The organism is Microvirga sp. P5_D2 (assembly GCF_054049475.1).
The window spans coordinates 1-20,800 of record NZ_JBFUMH010000041.1 but is presented as its reverse complement, the minus strand read 5'-3'; the positions used below and the strand labels follow the sequence as shown (position 1 = coordinate 20,800).

Annotated in this window: 14 protein-coding genes and 3 pseudogenes; 8 read left to right on the top strand and 9 right to left on the bottom strand. The window is 64.0% G+C overall.

The features are described from left to right. Nucleotides 1-5: 5 nt before the first annotated feature. Complete coding sequence (gene acs, locus ACXJKO_RS13220; protein ID WP_457091551.1) at nt 6-1,976, bottom strand: acetate--CoA ligase; 1,971 nt, start codon at nt 1,974-1,976, stop codon at nt 6-8. A 241-nt stretch (nt 1,977-2,217) separates the two neighbouring features. Between acs and ACXJKO_RS13215 the strand changes: the two are divergent. Further along, nucleotides 2,218-2,919: pseudogene (locus ACXJKO_RS13215) on the top strand (YoaK family protein); the annotation flags it as partial. Between the two features lie 179 nt (nt 2,920-3,098). On the opposite strand, the gene ACXJKO_RS13210 reads toward ACXJKO_RS13215, so the two are convergent. Then, complete coding sequence (locus tag ACXJKO_RS13210) at nt 3,099-3,353, bottom strand: hypothetical protein (RefSeq protein ID WP_457091550.1); 255 nt, start codon at nt 3,351-3,353, stop codon at nt 3,099-3,101. Between the two features lie 142 nt (nt 3,354-3,495). Beyond that, a complete protein-coding gene (locus ACXJKO_RS13205; protein ID WP_457091549.1) occupies nt 3,496-5,598 on the bottom strand; it encodes an alkyl/aryl-sulfatase in 2,103 nt (700 codons plus the stop codon). A 286-nt stretch (nt 5,599-5,884) separates the two neighbouring features. Between ACXJKO_RS13205 and ACXJKO_RS13200 the strand changes: the two genes are divergently transcribed. From ACXJKO_RS13200 to ACXJKO_RS13185, 4 genes are all read left to right on the top strand, one after another. Continuing rightward, nucleotides 5,885-8,122 carry an ATP-binding protein gene (locus ACXJKO_RS13200; protein WP_457091548.1) on the top strand — a complete coding sequence of 746 codons (2,238 nt, stop codon included), beginning with the start codon at nt 5,885-5,887 and terminating at the stop codon, nt 8,120-8,122. After that, complete coding sequence (locus ACXJKO_RS13195) at nt 8,088-8,693, top strand: response regulator transcription factor (protein ID WP_457091547.1); 606 nt, start codon at nt 8,088-8,090, stop codon at nt 8,691-8,693. The genes ACXJKO_RS13200 and ACXJKO_RS13195 overlap by 35 nt, the downstream gene beginning before the upstream one ends. 1,632 nt (nt 8,694-10,325) lie before the next feature. Further along, nucleotides 10,326-10,589 carry a hypothetical protein gene (locus ACXJKO_RS13190; RefSeq protein WP_457091546.1) on the top strand — a complete coding sequence of 88 codons (264 nt, stop codon included), beginning with the start codon at nt 10,326-10,328 and terminating at the stop codon, nt 10,587-10,589. Between the two features lie 537 nt (nt 10,590-11,126). Beyond that, on the top strand, nt 11,127-12,218 hold the full coding sequence (locus ACXJKO_RS13185; protein WP_457091545.1) for an AraC family transcriptional regulator: 1,092 nt from the start codon (nt 11,127-11,129) through the stop codon (nt 12,216-12,218). Between the two features lie 217 nt (nt 12,219-12,435). On the opposite strand, the pseudogene ACXJKO_RS13180 reads toward ACXJKO_RS13185, so the two are convergent. From ACXJKO_RS13180 to ACXJKO_RS13165, 4 genes and pseudogenes are all read right to left on the bottom strand, one after another. Next, nucleotides 12,436-12,756 (bottom strand): annotated as a pseudogene (locus ACXJKO_RS13180) (NAD(P)(+) transhydrogenase (Re/Si-specific) subunit beta); the annotation flags it as partial. Further along, nucleotides 12,752-13,066 (bottom strand): annotated as a pseudogene (locus tag ACXJKO_RS13175) (VIT1/CCC1 transporter family protein); the annotation flags it as partial. The pseudogenes ACXJKO_RS13175 and ACXJKO_RS13180, both read right to left, overlap by 5 nt. Nucleotides 13,067-13,601: 535 nt before the next feature. Continuing rightward, nucleotides 13,602-14,312 carry an IS6 family transposase gene (locus tag ACXJKO_RS13170; protein ID WP_457091544.1) on the bottom strand — a complete coding sequence of 237 codons (711 nt, stop codon included), beginning with the start codon at nt 14,310-14,312 and terminating at the stop codon, nt 13,602-13,604. A gap of 351 nt (nt 14,313-14,663) precedes the next feature. Continuing rightward, the gene (locus ACXJKO_RS13165) at nt 14,664-15,179 is read right to left on the bottom strand and encodes a hypothetical protein (protein ID WP_457091543.1); all 516 of its coding nucleotides are present in this window, start codon (nt 15,177-15,179) and stop codon (nt 14,664-14,666) included. 357 nt (nt 15,180-15,536) lie between these two features. Here ACXJKO_RS13165 and ACXJKO_RS13160 point away from each other — a divergent pair, with 357 nt between their 5' ends. Beyond that, on the top strand, nt 15,537-16,865 hold the full coding sequence (locus tag ACXJKO_RS13160) for a DUF2254 domain-containing protein (RefSeq protein WP_457091542.1): 1,329 nt from the start codon (nt 15,537-15,539) through the stop codon (nt 16,863-16,865). Then, nucleotides 16,855-17,373 (top strand): DUF421 domain-containing protein, encoded by a 519-nt coding sequence (locus tag ACXJKO_RS13155; RefSeq protein WP_457091541.1) that lies wholly within the window; start codon nt 16,855-16,857, stop codon nt 17,371-17,373. The genes ACXJKO_RS13160 and ACXJKO_RS13155 overlap by 11 nt, the downstream gene beginning before the upstream one ends. 346 nt (nt 17,374-17,719) lie before the next feature. On the opposite strand, the gene ACXJKO_RS13150 is transcribed toward ACXJKO_RS13155, so the two are convergent. Together ACXJKO_RS13150 and ACXJKO_RS13145 are read right to left on the bottom strand one after the other, a co-directional pair. Then, nucleotides 17,720-18,961: a cation:proton antiporter gene (locus tag ACXJKO_RS13150; protein WP_457091540.1), complete on the bottom strand. Its 1,242-nt coding sequence runs from the start codon at nt 18,959-18,961 to the stop codon at nt 17,720-17,722. Nucleotides 18,962-19,046: 85 nt separating this feature from the next. Next, a complete protein-coding gene (locus ACXJKO_RS13145; protein ID WP_457091539.1) occupies nt 19,047-19,835 on the bottom strand; it encodes an STAS/SEC14 domain-containing protein in 789 nt (262 codons plus the stop codon). A 325-nt stretch (nt 19,836-20,160) separates the two neighbouring features. On the opposite strand from ACXJKO_RS13145, the gene ACXJKO_RS13140 reads away from it, so the two are divergent. Beyond that, nucleotides 20,161-20,520, top strand: coding sequence for a DoxX family protein (locus ACXJKO_RS13140; RefSeq protein ID WP_457091538.1), 360 nt, complete (start codon nt 20,161-20,163; stop codon nt 20,518-20,520). Nucleotides 20,521-20,800: the final 280 nt, after the last annotated feature.

The following is a 20,800-nucleotide window of genomic DNA, read 5'->3' as shown; positions in this document are numbered from 1 at the left end:
AGCGCTCAATGGGTTCTGTTCTGTCTGTTGGTGATCAGGTCGTCGACGACGGTGGGGTCGGCGAGGGTCGAGGTGTCGCCGAGCGAGCCGAACTCGTCCTCGGCGATCTTGCGCAGGATGCGGCGCATGATCTTGCCGGAGCGGGTCTTCGGCAGGCTCGGCGCGAACTGGATCAGGTCCGGCGACGCGATGGGGCCGATTTCCTTGCGCACCCAGGCCACCAGCTCCTTGCGCAACTCCTCCGTCGGTTCCTCGCCCGCCATCAGGGTGACATAGGCGTAGATGCCCTGGCCTTTGATGTCGTGCGGATAGCCCACGACGGCGGCTTCCGACACTTTCGGATGGGCGACGAGTGCGGATTCCACCTCTGCCGTGCCCATGCGGTGGCCGGAAACGTTGATCACGTCGTCGACGCGGCCGGTGATCCAGTAATAGCCGTCCGCATCGCGCCTACAGCCGTCGCCGGTGAAGTATTTGCCGGGATAGGTCGAGAAGTAGGTCTGCACGAAGCGCTCGTGGTCGCCATAGACCGTGCGCATCTGGCCCGGCCAGGAATCGGCGATCACGAGATTGCCTTCCGCCGCGCCCTCCAGCACCTTGCCGTCCGAATCCACGACCTCGGGCTTCACGCCGAAGAAGGGGTGCGTGGCCGAGCCGGGCTTGAGCTTCGTCGCGCCCGGCAGCGGCGTGATGAGGATGCCGCCGGTCTCCGTCTGCCACCAGGTATCCACGATGGGGCAACGATTGTCGCCGACGACGCGATGATACCATTCCCAGGCTTCCGGATTGATCGGCTCGCCCACGGAGCCGAGAAGGCGCAGGGACTTGCGCGAGGTCTTCTTCACCGGCTCCTCGCCCGCCTGCATGAGCGAGCGGATCGCGGTCGGCGCGGTGTAGAAGATGTTCACGCTGTGCTTGTCGATCACCTCCCAGAAGCGGGAGATCGACGGATAGGTGGGCACACCCTCGAACATCAGCGTGGTCGCGCCGTTCGCGAGCGGTCCGTAGAGAATGTAGGAATGGCCCGTCACCCAGCCCACATCGGCGGTGCACCAGTAGATGTCGCCGTCGTGGTAGTCGAATACGTATTGATGCGTCATCGCCGCATAGAGAAGGTATCCGCCGGTGGTGTGCAGCACGCCCTTCGGCGTTCCGGTGGAGCCTGATGTGTAGAGGATGAACAGCGGGTCCTCCGCGTTCATCTCCTCATAGGGGCAATCGTCGGAGACCATCGCCGCCGCCTCGTCGTAATAGACGTCGCGGCCCGGCAGCATGTCGACGGCGGAGCCGGTGCGGCGCACCACGAGCACGTGATCGACGACGCCGGGACCGACGCAGTCGAGCGCCGCGTCCACGTTCACTTTCAAGGGAACCTTGCGGCCGCCGCGGAGGCCTTCATCCGCTGTGATGATGAAGGCGGACTTGGCGTCCTGGATGCGGCTTGCCAGCGAATCCGGCGAGAAGCCGCCGAACACCACGGAATGGATGGCCCCTAACCGCGCGCAGGCGAGCATGGCATAGGCCGCTTCCGGGATCATCGGCATGTAGATCGTGACGCGGTCGCCCTTCTCGACGCCGCGATTGCGCATGATGTTGGCCATGCGGCAGACCTCCGCGTGCAGCTCGCGGTAGGTGATCGTCTTGGATTCGGACGGGTCGTCGCCCTCCCAGATGATCGCCACCTGATCGCCGCGGGTGTGGAGATGCCGGTCGACGCAGTTATAGGCGGCGTTGGTGACGCCGTCCTCGAACCAGCGGATCGCGACGTTGTCGGGGCCGAAATGGGTGTTCTTGATCCGGGTCGGCGCGTTAAACCAATGGATGCGCTTGGCTTCCTCGGCCCAGAACCGCTCCGGGTTCCTGATCGAAGCCTCGTACTTCGCCCGGTAGCCCGCATCGTCCAGATAGGCGCGATGCGTCCACTCGGTCGGCACGTCGTAGACAGGCAGCGTCGCAACAGGTGCTGCAATATTCATGAGCTCGACTTTCCCAGTCGCCCCTCTCCGTCCCTGAGTTGTTCTTAGGCGTGGGACTTGAGTGCCATCATACTGGGCCGACAAACGGTCGAATTGAGAAAGATCAAACGGGTCGGGTTCGGAGACCTGTAAGAAAGTATGATGACATGACACCCGCGGTGGGAACCGTCGGCGGAGGATCAATGAGGGCATGACGGCGCACCGATCATCCGGGCGGCAAAGCAGCGTGGCGGTCCACTACATCGGTCTCACCCGCCGGATCGTCTCTGCTGAACGGACCGGAGCCGCCGACACGCAGCTCGGCGTGGTTCTCACCTTCGTGGCGGGCGCCACCAATGCGGGCGGGTTCCTGGCCATCGGCCAATACACATCGCACGTGTCCGGGATCTTCTCCTCCATGGCCGATCATCTCGCGCTAGGGTCGGTCGGCCTGGTGCTGGTCGGCCTCGGCGCCCTCCTGGCTTTCATGGCAGGCGCCGCCTGCTCGGCCATGCTGATCAACTGGGGCAGGCGCTCAGGCCACGGAAGCCGATATGCCTTGCCGCTGCTCCTCGAGGCCGCACTTCTGCTGGGCTTCGGACTGGTGGGCGGGCTGCTTCGCGACGGACCCGGGCTCGTCCTCGTCGGGGCACCTCTGCTGTGCTTCATCATGGGGCTCCAGAATGCCACCGTGACCAAGATCTCCGGCGCGCGCATTCGGACGACCCATGTGACCGGCATGGTCACCGATCTTGGCATCGAGCTTGGAAAGCTCATCTACTGGAACCGGGACCGATCGCATGGTGCGGCTCCTGTCGTCATGGCCGATCGGGCCAAGCTCCGCCTGCTGGCGGGGCTGTTGGGATCGTTCTTCACGGGCGGCGTGATCGGAGCTCTCGGATTCCACTACCTGGGCTACGTGGCTTGCGTCCCGCTTGCTGTCTTGCTGTTGCTGCTGGCCAGCCCCTCGCTGCTCCCACACCCGGCCCCAACGCGCGTCAGGTAGGCTCGTGATCGGCCCATTCGTCTCGGCTACGCGGGGCCGGGGACGCCGAGCCGATCACAAGCCCGGCCGGGACGACAGGCTCGTGGCGCAGGACTGATGCTCAAGCCGCCGCGAGGATCTCATCGGCCGGGTCATACTCAGGAGAGGCTGATATTAACAGGCCGCTCGCCACGCAGTTCCCGCAGCGTCTCCGCGTTGGGGCAGTACCCGCGGTAGGTCAGGGACGCCTGTCCGCAGTCGAGATCCGAGCTCCTTGTCGCCTTTTCATCGATATCGTCGAGAAGAGCGACACGCTGGTGGCGCTCACGGACACTGTCGAACCCCGCCGCGATCCGTTCTTCCTGTACGGTGATCTGGTCTGGACGGTTGTGTCTCAAACTCGGAGAGGTCACGTGGAAGGGATGATCCCGCTTTGAGGGCATAAGGATGTGTGGGTAGCCAGCGACAGACCAGTCCGTTGGCTGCGATCCTCGACCAACCATCAGCCACATCAATGCGGAGCGGCATGCACACTTCCGCCGTCGCTGTCACGTCCTACTCCGCGATGATCTTCTCCGGAATGGCTTGGTAGGCTGCCGCGTGGTACACGACCAACCGTTTCTCGTGCGTGCCGGGCATCACCTCGAACCGCGGATCAAAGTCGACCATGGTCGAGGCGAGCTTCGCCAGCACTGAGGCATCGCCTTGAATCTTTGCCGCGCCGTCGGCAATCTGGGCCTCCAGCGTCTTTTTGCCCATCATGGTCTGCTCCAGGTCGGAGCGATTGATCGTCAGGGCGAGGTCGGGGTCCTTTGCTTGGAAGCCCGCGATGTTGGTGAGCGTGGCGTTCTCCAGCTCGACGATGAACTTCTCGCCATTGTCGGGCGTAATCAAGTTGATCGTGAACCTCATGCCCTCGGCCTTGCGGCTGTCCATGCGAATGGCGAGGAAGTTCAGGAACAGCTCCGTCGTCATGGCCCGCACCACATCCGGGCTGCTGGAACTGACCGCCTCGCCTTGCGGGATGCCGGTACGCAGCTCGTAGGCGCCGGACAGGAAGCTGTTGCGCAACCCTGGGTTCTCCTGCTGGTAGCCGATCTGCTCGAAGATGTCGGCGAGCAGGTCCTTCGCGGCTTGGTTCTGTGGCTCGGCCTGGACGAGCTTGTTGACAATCTCCTGAGCCAGCAGGTACTGGCCCTCGTCGTGGAGTTGGCGGCCCCGCGCCATGATCCTCTCCGCACCTCCCATCATCTCCACATAGAGCGGAGCGGAATCCTCCGGCGAGAGCGGGATGAGCGTTGCCGGGTTGCAGTCCCAGAAGCCGAGATAGCGCTGGATCACGCCACGGGCGTTATGTTGCGGGCTGCCGTGATAGCCCCGGCAGTCCCATTTCTGTTGCAGGCCCTTCGGAACTTCATAGACGTTGTGGATCTGGTTGATCGTGACGCCCTGGTTGGCAAGGTGCAGAACCTGGTTGTTCATGTTCGCGTAGAGGTCCCGCTGGCCCCGCAGCACGTCCTGGATGCGGTCATTGCCCCACCGCGGCCAATGATGCGAGGCGAACATCACCTCGGCGTCCTGGCCGAAGCGGTAAAGAGCTTTTGCGATGTACTTGGACCAGTTCAGCGGGTCGCGCACGGGAGCGCCCCGCAGCGTGTAGATGTTGTGCAAAGAGGCGATGACGTTCTCAGCCATCCAGAGCGCCTTCATGTCGGGGATGTAGGTGTTCATCTCCCGCGGCGCCTCGGTGTTCGGCGTGTTCTGGAAGATCATCCGCACGCCGTCGACTTCAAACTCCTCAATCGGCTGCTCGACGAACCGCGTCGGCGCGATCAGCCCGGTAGTCCCGGCCGACACCCGTGGACCGAGGCCCTGGCTCACAAAGCCGTGCGGGGCAACCGGAAGAAGCAGCCCATACTGGTAGAACAGCCGCCGGTTCATGGCGTTGCCGGCATAGACGTTCTCGGCAACCGTATGGGCCATGAAGTCCACGGGAGCGATGACAGGCACCTTGCCGGAGCGGACATCCTCTTCCTTCAGAAGGCCGCGCACGCCGCCCCAATGGTCGCCATGGGTGTGCGAGTAGATCATGGCGGAGATCGGCAGTCCCTCGCCGACATGCTCCTGGAACAGCGTCCAGGCGGCACGGGCCGTCTCGGCGCTCACCAGCGGGTCGAAGACGATCCAGCCGGTTTTGCCACGCACGAATGTCAGGTCCGAGAGATCGAAGCCGCGGACCTGGTAGATGCCGGGGATGACCTCATAGAGCCCGTAGTTGTTGTTAAGCTGGGAGATGCGCACCAGCGACGGGTGGATGCTATCGAACTCGTCTTGTTTGTCGAGGAACTGGAACTGCGCCATGTCCCAGGCCACATGGCCGCCATCGGCCATGATCTTCATGTCCTTCATCGGCGCTATGAGCCCGCGCTTCTGCTCCTCGAAGTCGCGCCTGTCCGCAAAGGGCAGCCCCGTGCGAGCCTGTTTCAGGACTTCCAGCGTGTGATTGGACGGCGCCTTGCCCTTGGGATGAAAGTGACCCTTGAGCGGCGCGGCTTCCTGGGCCTGGGCCGGACTCTCGTTCAGGACAAGGTGGGTGCCGACTGTGAAGGCAGCGCCGAGTGCCGGCAGACCTTGAACAAACTCGCGTCTCGTTGCCATGTCATCCTCCCACGACGGGTCAGCGGACTGATCCTGATAGCGTTGAAAGCGCTCGTGCTCCTGAACAGGGCCGTGCTGTGGATGTTGATATCGTCACGGTTCTGGCAGTCGGCCCTGAAAGCACAAGGTCAGCCGGAGCCGGGTGTTGGCTGGAACGTACGGGATCGCGAACCGATCCGAACCTCGGGAGACTACGAGCTCGCGCTACTACCAGGGTGTCCCGATCAACGATGGAGCAGTATGGTAGGAGGTATCACTTGGCAGGGGAAAGGTGGGTGATGGCTCAGTGGGCAAACTGATCAGTCTCCGAACGGGACGGCTCGGGCGCAGGATCCATGCCGAGCCGGGTCCACGCTCGCCCACTGTCCTGGCCCCGCTTGTCGCGGCCGTCCTGGTGCCGCTCAGCATCCTGATCGTCGGAGCCTGGCTCGCCTGGGGTCAGGCGTGGCGGCAGGCGGAAGCTGAGCTCGCCCGCACCGCCGATGCCGCGGCCGAGTACGCGGCCCACCTGTTGGATGCCCACCTGCTGCTGGCCGACCGGGTCGACGATCTCCTGCGCGGCATGACCGACGACGAGATCCGCGCGCGAGAAGGCGAGCTGCATGCGGTGTTGCAGCGTATGGCGGCGGAGCGGCCATGGCTCCTCACTCTCTACGCCATCGATGCCGACGGCCGTCCTCTCGTCAGCGCCAACGTGTTCCCGGTGCCACGCGATGCGGATCTTCGCGACCGCGACTTTTTCCAGGCGCTGCGCAACCAGGCAACGCCCAACCTGTATGTCAGCAAGATCCACGTTGGCCGCTTTGACGGGCAGCTCTTCTTCAGCATCGCCGAGCGCCGCGGTCAGGCCACGGACGCAGACGCGCCATCCGCGCCAGGGCAGAATCCTGCCGCCCCGTTCCACGGCGTCGTGCTGGCCTCCTTGCGCCCGAACGAACTGGCGGCAGGGCTGCGCCGGGTCTCCGGCCACGCGGAGGATACGGTCGCCCTGGTCCGCACCGACGGCGAGCTCCTCGCGCGCAGCACCGGCTTCGACCGCCCGCCCCCGCCCCTGTCGGCCGGCAGCCCCATGCTGCCGGTCATGGCGGAGCGCTTGGAGCGCGCGGTGGTGCACGGCCGCTCCACGGTGGACGGCATGGAACGGGTCGCGGCGTTCCGGCGGGTCGAGAACTGGCCGGTCTACGCCTCCGCCGCGCGCGCCCGCACCGTGATCGTGGCGCAGTGGCGCAAGACAGTCGCCGTGCAACTGGGGTTTGGCGTGCCGGCCATCCTGGGCCTGATCCTGCTGGTTGGCTCTACCTACCGCCGGTCGCGCGAGGCGGCCGAGGCGCGGGAGGCTCTTCAGGTCGAGGCCACACGGCGCGTTGCGGCGGAAGCCTTGCGCGAGAGCGAGGAGCGCCTGCGCCTGGCGCAGGAGGCGGGCGGCGTCGGTGCCTGGGACTGGGATGCCGTGCGCGGCGTCGCCACCTGTTCCGAAGCGTATTGCCGGCTTTATGGCCTGGATCCGAAGGGACCAGGCCACCAGAGCCCTGAAGACTGGCTGGCGCAGGTCCACCCGGACGATCGAGACCGCGCTCAGCGGATAAGAGCCGCCACTATGGCGTCCGGGCAACTGGAGAACGAGTACCGCATCGTGCGACCCGACGGCTCGGTGCGGTGGGTCGTCGACCGAGGCTTGCCTCTCTTTGACGCCGACGGCCGACTGGTCCGCCTCCTTGGTGCGAACGTCGACATCACGGAATCCCGGGAGGCCCACGAGCGCCTGCGCGAGTTACAGGCGCAGGTGCTGCATGCCTCCCGCCTCAGCGCCATGGGGCAGATGGCGGCGGCCCTGGCGCACGAGCTGAACCAGCCGCTCGGCGCGGCGGCGAACTTCGTGAATGCCGCGCGCATGACCCTGCGCGCAGGCACCACTGATGGGCCGGAGCGTGCCCTGGCACGGCTGGAGAAGGCTGCCGAACAGACGGTGCGGGCCGGCGCGATCCTGCGGCGGCTGCGCGACTTCGTGACCCGCGGCGAGACCGACAAGCGCGTGGTCAATGCCCGCCACCTGGTTGAGGATGCCGTGGCGCTCGCCCTCGTGGGCAAGCGGGATCCGGAGCTGCGCATGCGGCTCGACTTCGATCCGTCCGATCCCGCGATCCTGGCGGACAGTGTCCAGATCCAGCAGGTGGTGTTCAACCTCGTGCGCAACGCGCTCGAGGCGATGGACGGACGAGCGGCCCGGGAACTCGTCGTGACCACGAAGGCCGTCGGCGAGGCGGAGGTGGAGATCTCGGTGGCCGATTCCGGGCCGGGGCTGCCGCCTCCGGACCCGGAGGTCCTGTTCAGGCCGTTCACGAGCTCGAAGCCTACAGGCTTAGGGATCGGGCTCTCGATCTGCCGGACGATCGTCGAGGCCCACGGCGGCGACCTTCGGGCCGAGCCCCGTCCGGGCGGGGGTGCCATGTTCCGGTTTACCGTGCCAGCCGCACAAAGGGAGGCGATCAATGACGAGCGGGCGCACCATTCATGTGGTGGATGACGACGAGGCCATGCGGGACTCGCTGGTGGCGCTTCTGGAGGATGCCGGATACGAGGCCCGCGCCTATGCGTCGGCCGAGGAGTTGCTGGGCCGCGGCGCCCTTGAGCCGGGCTGCGTGGTGAGCGACATCCGAATGCCGGGAATGGATGGCCTTGCACTGCTCAAGAAGCTGCGGGCGGAAGGAGACGGGCTTCCGCTGATCCTGATCACCGGACATGGCGACATCCCTCTGGCGGTTGCAGCCATGAAGGCGGGCGCGGTGGACTTCCTGGAGAAGCCCTTCGAAGCCGAAGCGCTCCTTGCAGCGATCGAAGGCGGACTGAGACAGCAGGCCCACCCTTCCTCAAAGGGAGAGGACATCAAGGCGGCTGGCCGTTCGCTGGCGATGCTTACCTCGCGTGAGCGCGAGGTGCTTGAGCGGTTAGTCGCGGGCGAGTCGAACAAGGAGGTCGCCCAGAAGCTCGGAGTGAGCCATCGCACGGTCGAGTTCCACCGGGCGCACATCCTGGAGAAGACCGGCGCCAAGGGCCTGCCGGACCTCGTCCGCCTCTGGCTTGCTGCCTCGACCTGAGAGCCACCATGGTCTCCGCCAAGGGCCGATCCAAAGACGAGGTCCCTGAACTTGCTCTTGGATGGAATTAGGGTCTTCCTTTGGGGCCCGTGAAATCCCACACGACTGCTCGAAAGCTCGTATTCGTACGGGGTTTTTCTTTTGTCAGAACGGCCGATATTCAGTTTGCAGAGGCCCATCCCCGCACTCCCTTGCCGAGCCTCTGTAAACTCAGCCCCGTTCGGAAGTTCTCGGACGGGGTTGACCTTTTCAGAATAATACAGAGAACACAGCGGCGTGCGTGAGCCTCTCCTGGCGACTGGGGTCGACCTCGCCATTGCTGCCCTGAACCGCACTGTTGGGCACCCGAAGTCCGTCCGCACCGCCTAAACTCAGGCAGGACGCGAATGGATGCGTGCTCCGGCAGATCCATGCAACACGGCCGCGGCACGAGCCCGATCTCGAGTACTCCGAAACCGTCTGTAGGATGAAGGCACTTGGTACCCGTGCTCGTTCGGACTTGCGCGCATCCTGCGCTGACACGCGGGGCCTTCGGGCACGTCGAACATGTGGGCGAGGGCCCAGGCGAGGTCAGCCTCGCACTGGTTTATGACCTGCAAGCGAGCGATTTCAGCGCACATTCGTTCGATTGATCGTCCGGCCTGATCAGTCGTCATCTCACACCCTGAAGCTAGCTTGCTGCTTGTCTGATTGAGCTAGGAAGGAACGGCCATATACTGCCAACAGAGCAATCGGAACGCAGATATATTGTGCATATTTCATGTGAGGCAGCGATAATCTCGAATTGTCTCATGTATTCAATTGGACTGACTATCATCATTCCCGTTGTACATCGGCCGCTATTCTTCGCGAATCCCTGATCATTCTGAACGAGATACTTAACTGAATGCTTGTTGAAATTTTGATACGGCACGGCATGGAAAGAAGAAACTCGTACGAATACGAGGCTCCAGGTTAGGGTATGGTATTCCGCTCAGAGCCGGGAGGGGAAACGGCACCGCCGAGCGATCACCTCGAAACGCGCCGAGACCCTCATCAGGTTGCGCGATCGAATCCCTCGGACCTTGCGTGATCATCCAGCCGAGCCCGGCCCCTAACGTCAGCAGGCAGTTTGATCCGGTATATAGATAGGTAGCGGCCTCTGATGGTGCGGCGCTCCACTCGGCTCGAAGTGTGGAGGCGCAGGCGGTAGAAGTCCTCGCGTCAGAAAGCGGATCGGGTCTATCAGCAGGTGTGCCACCATCCACAGCCGCCAAGAACTCTCCAGATTGTCCTTGCAATCGTGTGCCGATCCTATCGGCAACGAACATTGCACGCCGAAACACACCGGGATTGCCCGTCGGAATGCCGGGTTAAGGGCAAACCTTCACGTTCTGGCCACTCGACGAACGTCGGCTCTCGAGTACTGAAGCGAGCCAACCGCTCATGTCTTGGGTCTGCCACGCCCGGATTTTCATGATCGTCGTCAACAGCCGGTCGGGTATGCATCTTTAGGGACGCTGGCGGCTTCCCGAGGGTCGCATCCGGGATAGCGCCTACCATACCTCGTAGTGCTCCGAGGTAGTCGTCACATCCGACCGTTGTTAATCCTGCCACAGCGTTGAAGATCAACACGACACGTGAGCAAAGACCATGTCCAGCAAGCCTCGTCAGCCTTATCGCATGTACTCGTCAAGCCTTGATGCCATGATGCGAGAGGTTCTCCATACGCTGGGCGATATCGATTTTCTGCATGAAGTCGAGTTGAACAGCGTTGAAATGAGCATTCGTGACGAGGAGCTGAAGAGCGACATCAAGGAAAAGCTCAATGCCGCGCATCGCGAGAAGCGCCAGCCTTACGTGGACCTCGTGAATAGGCTGCGGGTACAACAGCATCGCCAGTCTTTCGCAGCCTGAGCCCGCAGGTAGCAGAATAACCGCTGTACCATCTGCCCCCTTGTGCCGCTTTGTTCGACTGGCGCCCCGACAGCCGTTCGACCGGGAATTTTCATTCCACTCCTCCGGAGCCGGGCATATTCAAGAAGCAGCGCATCCTGATCGCCAAAAGTGTCGAGCCGGTCGGACGCAACCTCTGCCGGGATGTGCCTGCCTTTGACGGTGAAGACCGAGGACAAGGGCCTGCCGGACCTAATCCGCCTGTGGCGCGCCGCTGCCTGAGCGCCGACCTGTTCCCTGCCTTGCAATGAGCAGGGCCAAACCGTCCAAGCCTCGTATTCGCACGAGTTCCTTCTTCCCGTGGATCTGCCAGAATCCGTTTCGCAGAGGCACACCCCGCACCCCTTGCAGCCTTTGTAAACTCGGTCCCGTCCGCAGCTTTCCGGATGGGGCCGATCTTTACAAAAACTCGGACGCGAGTGGATGGCCTACCGACATGGCGCAGCTTGGCACATGCGGCGCTGTGCTCGACCATACTGATACGCAAGGAGCGCAGCCATGGCCCGAGCAGACCTTATCCATCTCGACGGAGCAGGGTTCAGCCCGAAGCCTCCGCCCCGAACGCCGTCGACCGAGGTCATCCGGGTCGGGGTGACCAAGGAGATCGTGCCGCTCCTGCGCGAGTTCGGGGCCGATCCAGACGAGGTGATCCGCGAGAGCGGCCTCGACCCGGCTCTCTTCGCCGACGAGAACAACCACCTCCCCTATTCCACCCTCGGCCGCTTGTTGGTGTGCTGCGTCGCGCGCACGCGCTGCCCGCATTTCGGGCTGCTGGTCGGCCAGCGGGCCACAACCGATTCTCTCGGGCTGGTGGGACGCCTGATGCGGCATGCGGAGACAATGGGCGACGCCCTGCGTGCCCTGGTCTCGTACTTGGGCACCCAGAGCCGGGGCGCGATGCCATCGCTGACTGTCGAGGATAATGCGGCCGAATTCAGCTACCTGATCTATGAACCAAGCCTTCAGGGTGCGGACCAGATTGCGGACGGGGTGATCGCCTGCATGGTCAATACCATCCGTGCCCTGTGCGGATCCGGCTGGACCCCCACCGAGGTGCTTCTGCCGCGGGCCGCTCCCGCGGATCGGGAGCTGTACCGCCGCCACTTCCGGGCGCCGGTGCGGTTCGACCAGGAGGCCGCCTGTATCGTGTTCCCGGTCCGTGACTTGGAACTGCGGATTACCGGGGCCGATCCCCTGCTGCGAGCCATTCTGGAGGAGCACCTCGCCCCCCTGACGAGTGCCCCATCGTGGGAGTTGGCGGATGACATCCGGCGGATGCTGCGGACCCGACTGGCGAGCACCCCCTGTTCGGCAGATCGGTTCGCCGAGTCGCTGGCGATGCACCGGCGCACGCTGAGCCGGCGTCTGAGCCGCGAAGGCGCCGGCTTTCGGGCCCTGACGAACGAGGTCCGGTTCGCGGCTGCCTGCCAGTTGCTGAGCGACACCCGGATCCCCCTCGGACAGATCGCGGCGGCCCTAGGCTACCCGGAGGCCAGCGCCTTCACCCGCGCCTTCCGGCGCTGGTCGGGCCAGACTCCAACAGCGTGGCGCGCTGGGTGTCGCCCTGGCGGCAGGGCGCTGGCGGCCTGAGAAAGCGAGGGCCAGTTTGATGCCTGACGCGTCATCGTGTGGGCCGTTCGACGGCAATGCGGAAGGTTGAAGGACCGAAATGGGTCAATCTGAGCCTTCAACCGAGGTCACGTGACGGTCGCCTCACAGCCCCATTGCGGGAGTACGGCTAAGGTCCGCCTCGTGCCAGCAGAAGACCTTCGTGGACGATCGGTGGCGCCATCCACGAAGGAACGTTTCAGATGGACTGCACGAGCTGATCGATGCTGGCTTTGGCATCACCGTAGAACATGCGGGTGTTGTCCTTGTAGAACAGTGGGTTCTCAATCCCGGAGTAGCCGGTCCCCTGACCGCGCTTGGACACGAATACCTGCTTGGCCTTCCACACCTCCAGCACCGGCATCCCGGCGATCGGGCTGTTCGGGTCCTCCTGCGCGGCCGGGTTGACGATGTCGTTCGAGCCGATCACGATCACCACATCCGTCGCGGGGAAGTCCTCGTTGATCTCGTCCATCTCCAGAACGAGGTCGTACGGAACCTTGGCCTCCGCCAGCAATCCGGGCGAGTTCCTCTCGTTCGAACTCAGGCTGGGTCGCAAGCTCCGCGCGCTCGCGCCCGAGATCGGCCTGCTCTGTGTCGGATTGGGAACTGACCGAGACGTATTCGCCGGCCGCCATGGACATGGCCCCAGCGACCAGACCGGCAACGCCGGCGATAAGGACATCGGAAGTGGCCGCGGACGCGGCGGCCACCCCGACGATCAGGCTGGCCGTCGAAACGATCCCGTCATTGGCGCCGAGAACGGCCGCCCGCATCCACCCGATACGCGAGACGAGATGGCTTTCCGGATGCAAGTGAAGACGTGTCACACTGCTCTCCCGATCAGCACTTCAGACTTTGTCGCTCAGCCACCGATTGGGAGAGGCGGCCGTCCCTCCGGATCTTGCTGTGCGGTGTTTTCAGCCATCGATCGACCTCATCCATAGTCGACGATGATTTCACCATTCACCAAATGGATCTTCATTCTTCCACTCTCAACGACTTAATTGTGGTGCTCATGCCAATAGGCTCGGCCCATTGGCATGGCATATGGCCTGGATCCCGCCCTGCCTGTTTAGACCGCACTCCTCCATCGAGGGTAATCTATCGGCACGGCCACGCCACTATTCATACTGGCGGTCGGCGAGTGCAAAGGATCGTCTGGACCAAGTTCCACGAATAAACAATGAATGTAAATTCGGACACTCCCTTTGATCTACGTCAATATGGACCCTTGAATATCACCTATCTGTCGTTAGCGATCAAAACTATCCCGTCTGATACACGAGGCAATTCATGAGCACTCTTCTCGGCATCGTCAAGTTAACGAGCTAAGGTCGCAATGTCCCGCACGCCATGGGCGCATCAGAAGCCGGCCGCGAGGCCCGTCACCTCGGCCCAGATCTTAAAGGCATGGGCCCGGGACTGGCGATGAGCGGCGGCGTTGGTGTTAGCGGGACGACGGAAGAGGTTTCCAACCTGATCGTGAACAGAGAGAAAGCGCTGGGCCTGCCCGGCTGACTTGAACCGCTTCATGATGCGCTCACGCCGTCGAGTCGGCTGATGAGAGTTCTCGGCGCGGTTGTTCAAGCCCTTGTGCTGCCGATGCTCAACACCAGGCATCACGACCCTTTGCGCAGCGGCATAGCTGGCCAGTTGATCGGTGATCATCACGCGCGGTGCCTTGCCATGCTTCTTGAGCAGCTTGCGCAGCAGGCGCTCCGCCGCTTTGGCATTGCGACGACTCTGGACCAGAATGTCGAGTACGGCCCCGTGCTGATCGACGGCGCGCCAGAGCCAATGCTTTCGGCCCGCGATGCTGATCACAACCTCGTCGAGGTGCCATTTGTCTCCCGGTGCGGGCAGACGGCGGCGGATCTKGYYRGCAAAGCTCTGACCGAACTTCAGCGCCCACTGCCGCACCGTCTCATGACTGAMCAGGATGCCGCGGGCTGCGAGCATTTCCTCGACCATGCGCAGGCTCAGTGGAAACCGGAAGTACAGCCAGACGGCGTAGCTGATCACTTCAGGCGGGAAGCGGTGGCGAGCATAGCGGGAACGGCGGAGCGGTGTCATCCCTCACGTATGCCCCGATCCCGTCACCTTCGGGTTAATTTGACGGTGCCACTGCCGAAACGTCGGCTTCGGGTCGAGCCTGTGTCAACACTCAGATCAGCCTGATCTCGACGAACAATTTATACAAATCCGCGCGCTTACACTGGGGAGTCCCCTGCTCGGACTGACGCGCAAAACACAAAATCACATTCCTCCCTGGCATGGCTGCACCAGTGCGCCGATGCCCTGTCAGTCGGGTGCGCCCGCGAGACTATCGCCTCGATGAGGACGTCACGCTCTGCGGCTTGCATGGGAATCCGCCAGATGAAGGCGGGGCCGGAGGCTGGGTGCATCTCCGGAGCCGACCTCCCCCTAACCGATTGTCCGCTCGAGCCTGGACGGCACCGCGAGCAACTGCATCATGAACGCCAGCCGGCTGCCGACCTTGGCGAAACAGATCGGGTCGTCGGCCGCGAGGTAGACGCCGTCGTGCGCGCCGCGACGTTCCATCCGCATGAGCTCGCGCCGGAACGCCGGATGGTAGGCCGGCGGTCCCTCCCATTGCGGAAGATGGCGCCGCACCCAGCATGCCCGCCCCAGTCCTAGCGCCCGTGGGCAGACCTCCTCCATGGCGCGAACTCGGTCCTCTGACACGGCTGGGTAACCGCCACGGCCGTTGCGTATGCAACTCTCCAGAAGCCCCCAGACGTATGACCCGATTAGGAGATCCGTCATGCTGCTGTAGGCTGGCAGCGGTGAGCCGGGCTGTTCGGCGAAGGCCTGCATTTGGTCCTGCACGTGGCGGGACACGGCATCGATGATCTCCGCCACCTGCGCGAGGGAGGCAGGAGCATCCAGTGAAGGGCGTCGGAGCCAGTTAGGGGCCATCCATATCCTCCCGAGCCGTTCGGCTTTCGCATCCCCTTCTGGAGGGTTAACGCCCAAGCTGCGCCAGCAGCAGAGTTGCTCCTGGATTGTTGAACACGGCAGTCGACTTCGCCGCTGGGCTAGGGATCACCTCGAAGGACCGCAATGGGTCAGGAGCCGAGTTTCCCTGCGCCCTCGGAACGTCCGGTTCAATGAGGATCGCTGACTTCGAGCTTACGTCTCAGGAATGCCAAAAGCCGCCATTCGGTCTGTCACACCTGCCCCGACACTCTCTCCCGCTTTGTCGAGTTCACTGCTCAACGGGTGCACTGGTGCTTCCGCAATGGATCCCGGCTCTACGGTCGCGGTTAACGCTACATGGAGCGCATCCGAAACGTCGTCATTCTCCTGCGCGGGCAGCTCTGGATCGTTCCCCTGATCCTCAGCATCCTGGCACTGGCGCTGGCCTACTGGGTTCTCGCGTTCGGCGCCTCGTTCCTTGCGGACTGGGACGACGGCGAGCTCTGGTGGCTCTATGGCGGCGACGCCAGCAGCGCCCGCGATCTGCTGTCGAGCCTGCTCTCCGGACTGATGACGATGACATCCCTCGTGGTCTCTGTCACCTTCGTCATCCTGACACTGGCCGCCAACCAGCTCGGGCCGCGTCTGATCCCGATCTTCATGGGCGACCGGCAGATCCAGATCGTGCTCGGACTGTTCCTCGGGACCATTCTGTACGTACTGGTGGTCCTGCGCAGCCTTGACGAGACCCTCGGCCCCGAGGGTGTGCCGCATGCTGCCGTGACTGTCGGCAGTGCTCTCACGGTCGTGTGCCTGTTCGCCCTGCTGTTCTACGTCCACAAGGTTGCCCGTGCCATCGTGGCCGACAGCATCGTGGCGCGGGTGGCGCACGACCTGCACAACGATGTCCGCGGCGTGCTCGCTGAGCCGGGCGAGAGCGAAGACGCCGTACCGAAGGACACTCCGCCAGCCGTCGGCACCGTGTCGTTGGGCCGAAGTGGCTACATTCAGGTGATCGACTACGACAGGCTGGTTTCCCTGGCCTGCCGGGAAGACGCCCTCCTCCAGGTGGAGGTGCGGGCCGGCCACTTCGTGCTGAAAGGCGGGGAGCACGTCGTTGTCCATGCAACACGGTCGCCGGACGACGGTGTTGTCGAAGCGATCAGGCAGGCTTTCGTGGTGGGCGAGGAACGCAGTCCGGCGCAGGACTTGGAGTTCGGCCTGCGCCAGCTCGTCGAAATCGCCCTGCGGGCGTTGTCGCCCGGCATCAACGATCCATACACGGCCATTGCCGTGCTGGACCGCCTTGGCGCAGCGTTGGAGGAGATCTTCCAGCGCTCCCTTCTGCCGACGGCCCTGCGCGACAAGGAGGGGGTAGTACGGGTTATCGCCCAGCGCTCGGACGCGCAGGGCCTGGCTGATGCGGCGTTCGATCCGATCCGGCAGGCGGGACAGGAGATCCCGGCTGTCCTGATCCGGATGGCGGACGTCTTGGGGCAGCTTGCGTCTGTTCTCCACCCTGGGGACGCGCGGGAGGCGGTGGCCCGGCATCTCGGCAGGTTGGCCGAGACCGCCGAGGCGACGCGGCTTGCCCCTTGTGACCGCAGTGCAGTTCTGCTGCGGGTCGAGCGGGCCAGAATCGCCACCTCGGCGCATCTGACGGAGGGGATCATCCATGTTGTTTGACTCATGGACCGGGCTGGGTCGCGTCCTTCTTGTCGGCACGCTGGCCTATGTCGCCCTCGTGGCGATCCTGAGGATCTCTGGCAAGCGCACGCTCACCAAGCTGAACGCCTTCGACCTCGTGGTCACGGTGGCGCTCGGCTCCACCCTGGCCACCGTGCTGCTGAGCAAGTCCGTCGCCCTTGCGGAAGGCGTGCTGGCGATGGCGCTCCTGGTCTTCCTGCAATTCGTGATTACCTGGCTCTCCGTCCGTTCGCCCGGCTTTCGGAACCTGGTGAAGAGCGAGCCTACCCTGATCATGCATGAAGGACAGTTCCTTGATGGTGCGATGCGGGCGCAGCGCATCACACGGGACGAGGTGATGACCGCTTTGCGCTCCAACGGAGTGATGGACGCGAGCCAGGCAGCGGCTGTCGTCCTGGAGACGGACGGCTCCATCGCGGTCATCAAGGACGCAGACCACAAGGCGGACAAGCCAACCCTGGCGGCGGTCCGCAAACCCTATGGATGAGCTGCCGACCGAGAGTGATCCGTACGCGTCAGGCAGCACGGGCCAATACGACACCGGGACCGTGCTCACGAGCTTGCTACCGCAGGACGGTGTTGGAGCAAGGTGATGGAAGCCTCATCGTGACCTTAAGCCCCGACGGGAGATCCTACACCTTCCCATCGACGGGGATCAGGTTGGGGACACGGCGGTCTCGCGTGGCCGGACAGACCTCGGCAATTATGCAGAGGACGAGGTCCGCAGGACCGCTGCCGAGTTGCTACGACTGGCCCTGGAGGGAGCTCCCGAGTCTTCCCAGCACCCATGGCCGCCGTCGTGGCGAGGGAACGGCCCGGCCCCGTGGCGCCGATCAGATCGTCCGCCCCACGAGTACGCGCAGGCTCAGCCCCTGCACCACAATTGTGAACACCACCACCGCGTAGGTCGCCGCCAGCAACGGCGGCTTCTCAGCGACCTCGGGCAGCGACAGGGCCAACGCGATCGAGATGCCGCCCCGCAGCCCGCCCCAGGTCAGCACCGGGATAGTGCCGCGGACGAACTCCTGCCGTCCTTGAAGCAGGAGCACCGGCCCTGCGACCGCGAGGAAGCGGGCCACGAGCACGAGCGGAATGCTGGCCGCCGCCAGTCCGGCGAACGACGGATCGAAGCGCAGCACCAGCACCTCGAGCCCGATCAGCAGGAACAGCACCGAGTTGAGGATCTCGTCCACCAGCGTCCAGAAGCCGAAGACATAGCGCTGCGTGAGATCGCTCATGGCATCCACCGGGCCGCGATTGCCGACCAGGATCCCGGCCACCACCACCGCGATCGGGCCGCTCATGTGGAGCTTGGCCGCCATGGCATAGGTACCGGCCACAAGAGCGAGCGAGATCAGCGTCTCCATCGGGTAGTCGTCGATCCGGCGCATGGCACGGTAGGCGAGATAGCCCGCTACGAACCCGAGCCCTGCCCCACCCAACGCCTCGACGAAGAACAGCTCGGCGACGTGGAGGACGCCACCCTCGTCCCCGCTGCCGGATGCCAGCGCCAGCAGCACGGTGAAGACCACCACACCCACGCCGTCGTTGAACAGGGACTCGCCAGCCATGTCGACCTCGAGCGCCTTGGGCACATCGATCGTCTTAAGGGTGCTGAGCACCGCCACCGGGTCGGTCGGGCTGATCAAGGCGCCTAACACCAGCGCCCACGGTAGTGGAACGGCAATTCCCAGCATGCCGGACAGCCACCACAGTCCGATGCCGACCACGGCCGTCGAGATCACGACCCCGAGCGTGGCGATCAGTCCGACCGTCCAGGCCCGCTCGCGCAGGATGCCGAGGTCGACATGCAGCGCTCCGGCGAACAGCAGGAAGGCCAGCATGCCGTTGAGCACCGTCTCCCGGAAGTCGATTTGCCGGAGCATCGCGGTCAGGTTCTCGTACAGAGCGACATCGGGCAGCGCGACCTCGATGCCGATCAGGATGAGCGAGGCGCCCAAGGCCATGACGAGCAGGCCGATGGTGTGCGGCAGGCGGATGACGACATGATTGAGCCAGCCGAACACGGCGGTGAGGACGAGAAGGACGGCGATGAGGTCAAAGGCAGAGGGCACAGGAGAACTCACGGAGACTGGCAAAGGACAATGTCCGGATGGCTGATTGGTTGGGTTGCCCCGCCCTTTTCCCCTGCTCCCGGCCTCAGGCTGGGCTCCCGACCCTGGGTTCCGCCTCCAGCCAGCGCCAAGCCTCATCTTCGCGCGCCGCCTCGAAGCGCTGAGTCTGGATCCGGGTCAGGGTAGCGGTCCAGCCCGTCGCAGTGGCCATCCAGGCCGGCCCGCCCACAAGGGCGTAGCGCTCGACCTGGCGCCAGCCACGCATCTTCACCGAGGCGAGCCCCTCCTCGCGCAGAGCCTCAAGGGTGATCCCGTCGAAGTTCACCACCCGCACGAGGACACGCAACCGCTCATTGGTGGCAAGCGCCTGCTCAAAGGCCCCGACCAGGACATGCATGTCGTCCCTCTGGATGCGTCCGTTGACCTCGAACGCGATCAGGTCCGGCCTGGTTGTCTCGATGAGGTGGACCGAGGGCGGTGCCTGTGCCACCTCGGGCTCATCGGTTGTGATCGGCTGGGCCACCCAGGCCAGCGCCGCGTCCCGCTCGCCCGGCGCGAAGGTGCGGATCTCGATCTGGGGCAGGATGCGGCCTTGCACCTGGACGATCCGGCGCACCCACTCCTGCTCGGTCACCACCGCCATGCGGGCGAAGCGGCGCAGTTCACGCAGGTGGCGCAGACCGTAACCGAGATCGCGGGCGAACGCGCCGGGCGTCATGCCCGACATGCTGATCTCCGCATAGATCGCAATGCGTTCCTGCCCGGCCAGGGCCTCCTCGACCGCCGCGATGCCGCGCTCGATGTCATCCTTGACGACCTGACCGCTCACCCGCATCGCAATCACGTGTTCGGGGGCAGGCAGAAGCTCCAGCATGGCGATGCCCTCCCAGAGACCGAACCGGACCTGCGGTCCGGTCTTATCCCATTATAGGGCAGCTCCCATGACATGCGGCGATGCGGGTGACGGACTCGGGAGAGAGGCTGGTATCCACTCCCTCAAGCCTTTTGCGGCCATAAGGGCACTGTGCACATCTAGGATCCCCGCCCTAAGAACCAGAGCAGGAGATCACGATTCAACTGGCTGTCGGGCTGGCCCTGCTCATCATCGACCTGGGCCTGGTGCTTGCCATGCGGCCGGTTACGTTCCAGGCCACGACGAATTGCTCGAGCGGTTCCCGCTATCGGTCCTCCAGCTTGGCATGCGGATCGGGATCGGCGCGGTGTTCTTCAATTCGGGGCTCCTGAAGATCCGCTCATGGGAGTTCGCCGTGAAGCTGTTCCAGGACGAATACAAGGTTCCGCTGCTGGACCCGGTGCTCGCAGCGCAGCTCACGGCTTTCGTCGAGCTGACGGTTCCGGTGTTCCTGTTTCTCGGGCTGGCGACCCGGCTCGCGACGCTGCCTCTGCTCGGGATGGTGCTCGTCATCCAGACGTTCGTTTATCCGCAGGCCTGGACCGAGCACCTGCTGTGGGCGTCAGTTCTCGTTTTTCTGCTGACCCGCGGACCGGGTGCATTCTCGATCGATCACTTGGTTGAGCGTCACCTCGCGAGAGGCTGACTTACCCGATCAGGAAAACTCAGCATAGTGGCCCCGCCAGTCATTTGGCTGCCGGACAGGTCCACTGGTGCAACGCCCCGGTCGAAAGCATTTCATCGAAAGTTGATGAAAGTCTCCTTCGGGTCGAGGCTGTGTCAAAACGCGGGATCTGGTAATCTGGTGGGGTTAGCACGGACTGGAGGGATCGCGATGAAGCGGTTTGTCCAAGGCCAGGAGCGCAGCCAGGGCACCTTGTTCCCGGCCTGCCTCGACGAGTACGTCAGCGAGGACAATCCGGTGC

Excerpts from the sequence above, each read along its gene's own strand:
- acs (WP_457091551.1), bottom strand. The coding sequence starts at position 1,976 with ATGAATATTGCAGCACCTGTTGCGACGCTGCCTGTCTACGACGTGCCG.
- ACXJKO_RS13205 (WP_457091549.1), bottom strand. The coding sequence starts at position 5,598 with ATGGCAACGAGACGCGAGTTTGTTCAAGGTCTGCCGGCACTCGGCGCT.
- ACXJKO_RS13195 (WP_457091547.1), top strand. The coding sequence starts at position 8,088 with ATGACGAGCGGGCGCACCATTCATGTGGTGGATGACGACGAGGCCATG.
- ACXJKO_RS13190 (WP_457091546.1), top strand. The coding sequence starts at position 10,326 with ATGTCCAGCAAGCCTCGTCAGCCTTATCGCATGTACTCGTCAAGCCTT.
- ACXJKO_RS13185 (WP_457091545.1), top strand. The coding sequence starts at position 11,127 with ATGGCCCGAGCAGACCTTATCCATCTCGACGGAGCAGGGTTCAGCCCG.
- ACXJKO_RS13165 (WP_457091543.1), bottom strand. The coding sequence starts at position 15,179 with ATGGCCCCTAACTGGCTCCGACGCCCTTCACTGGATGCTCCTGCCTCC.
- ACXJKO_RS13160 (WP_457091542.1), top strand. The coding sequence starts at position 15,537 with ATGGAGCGCATCCGAAACGTCGTCATTCTCCTGCGCGGGCAGCTCTGG.
- ACXJKO_RS13155 (WP_457091541.1), top strand. The coding sequence starts at position 16,855 with ATGTTGTTTGACTCATGGACCGGGCTGGGTCGCGTCCTTCTTGTCGGC.
- ACXJKO_RS13145 (WP_457091539.1), bottom strand. The coding sequence starts at position 19,835 with ATGCTGGAGCTTCTGCCTGCCCCCGAACACGTGATTGCGATGCGGGTG.
- ACXJKO_RS13140 (WP_457091538.1), top strand. The coding sequence starts at position 20,161 with ATGCGGATCGGGATCGGCGCGGTGTTCTTCAATTCGGGGCTCCTGAAG.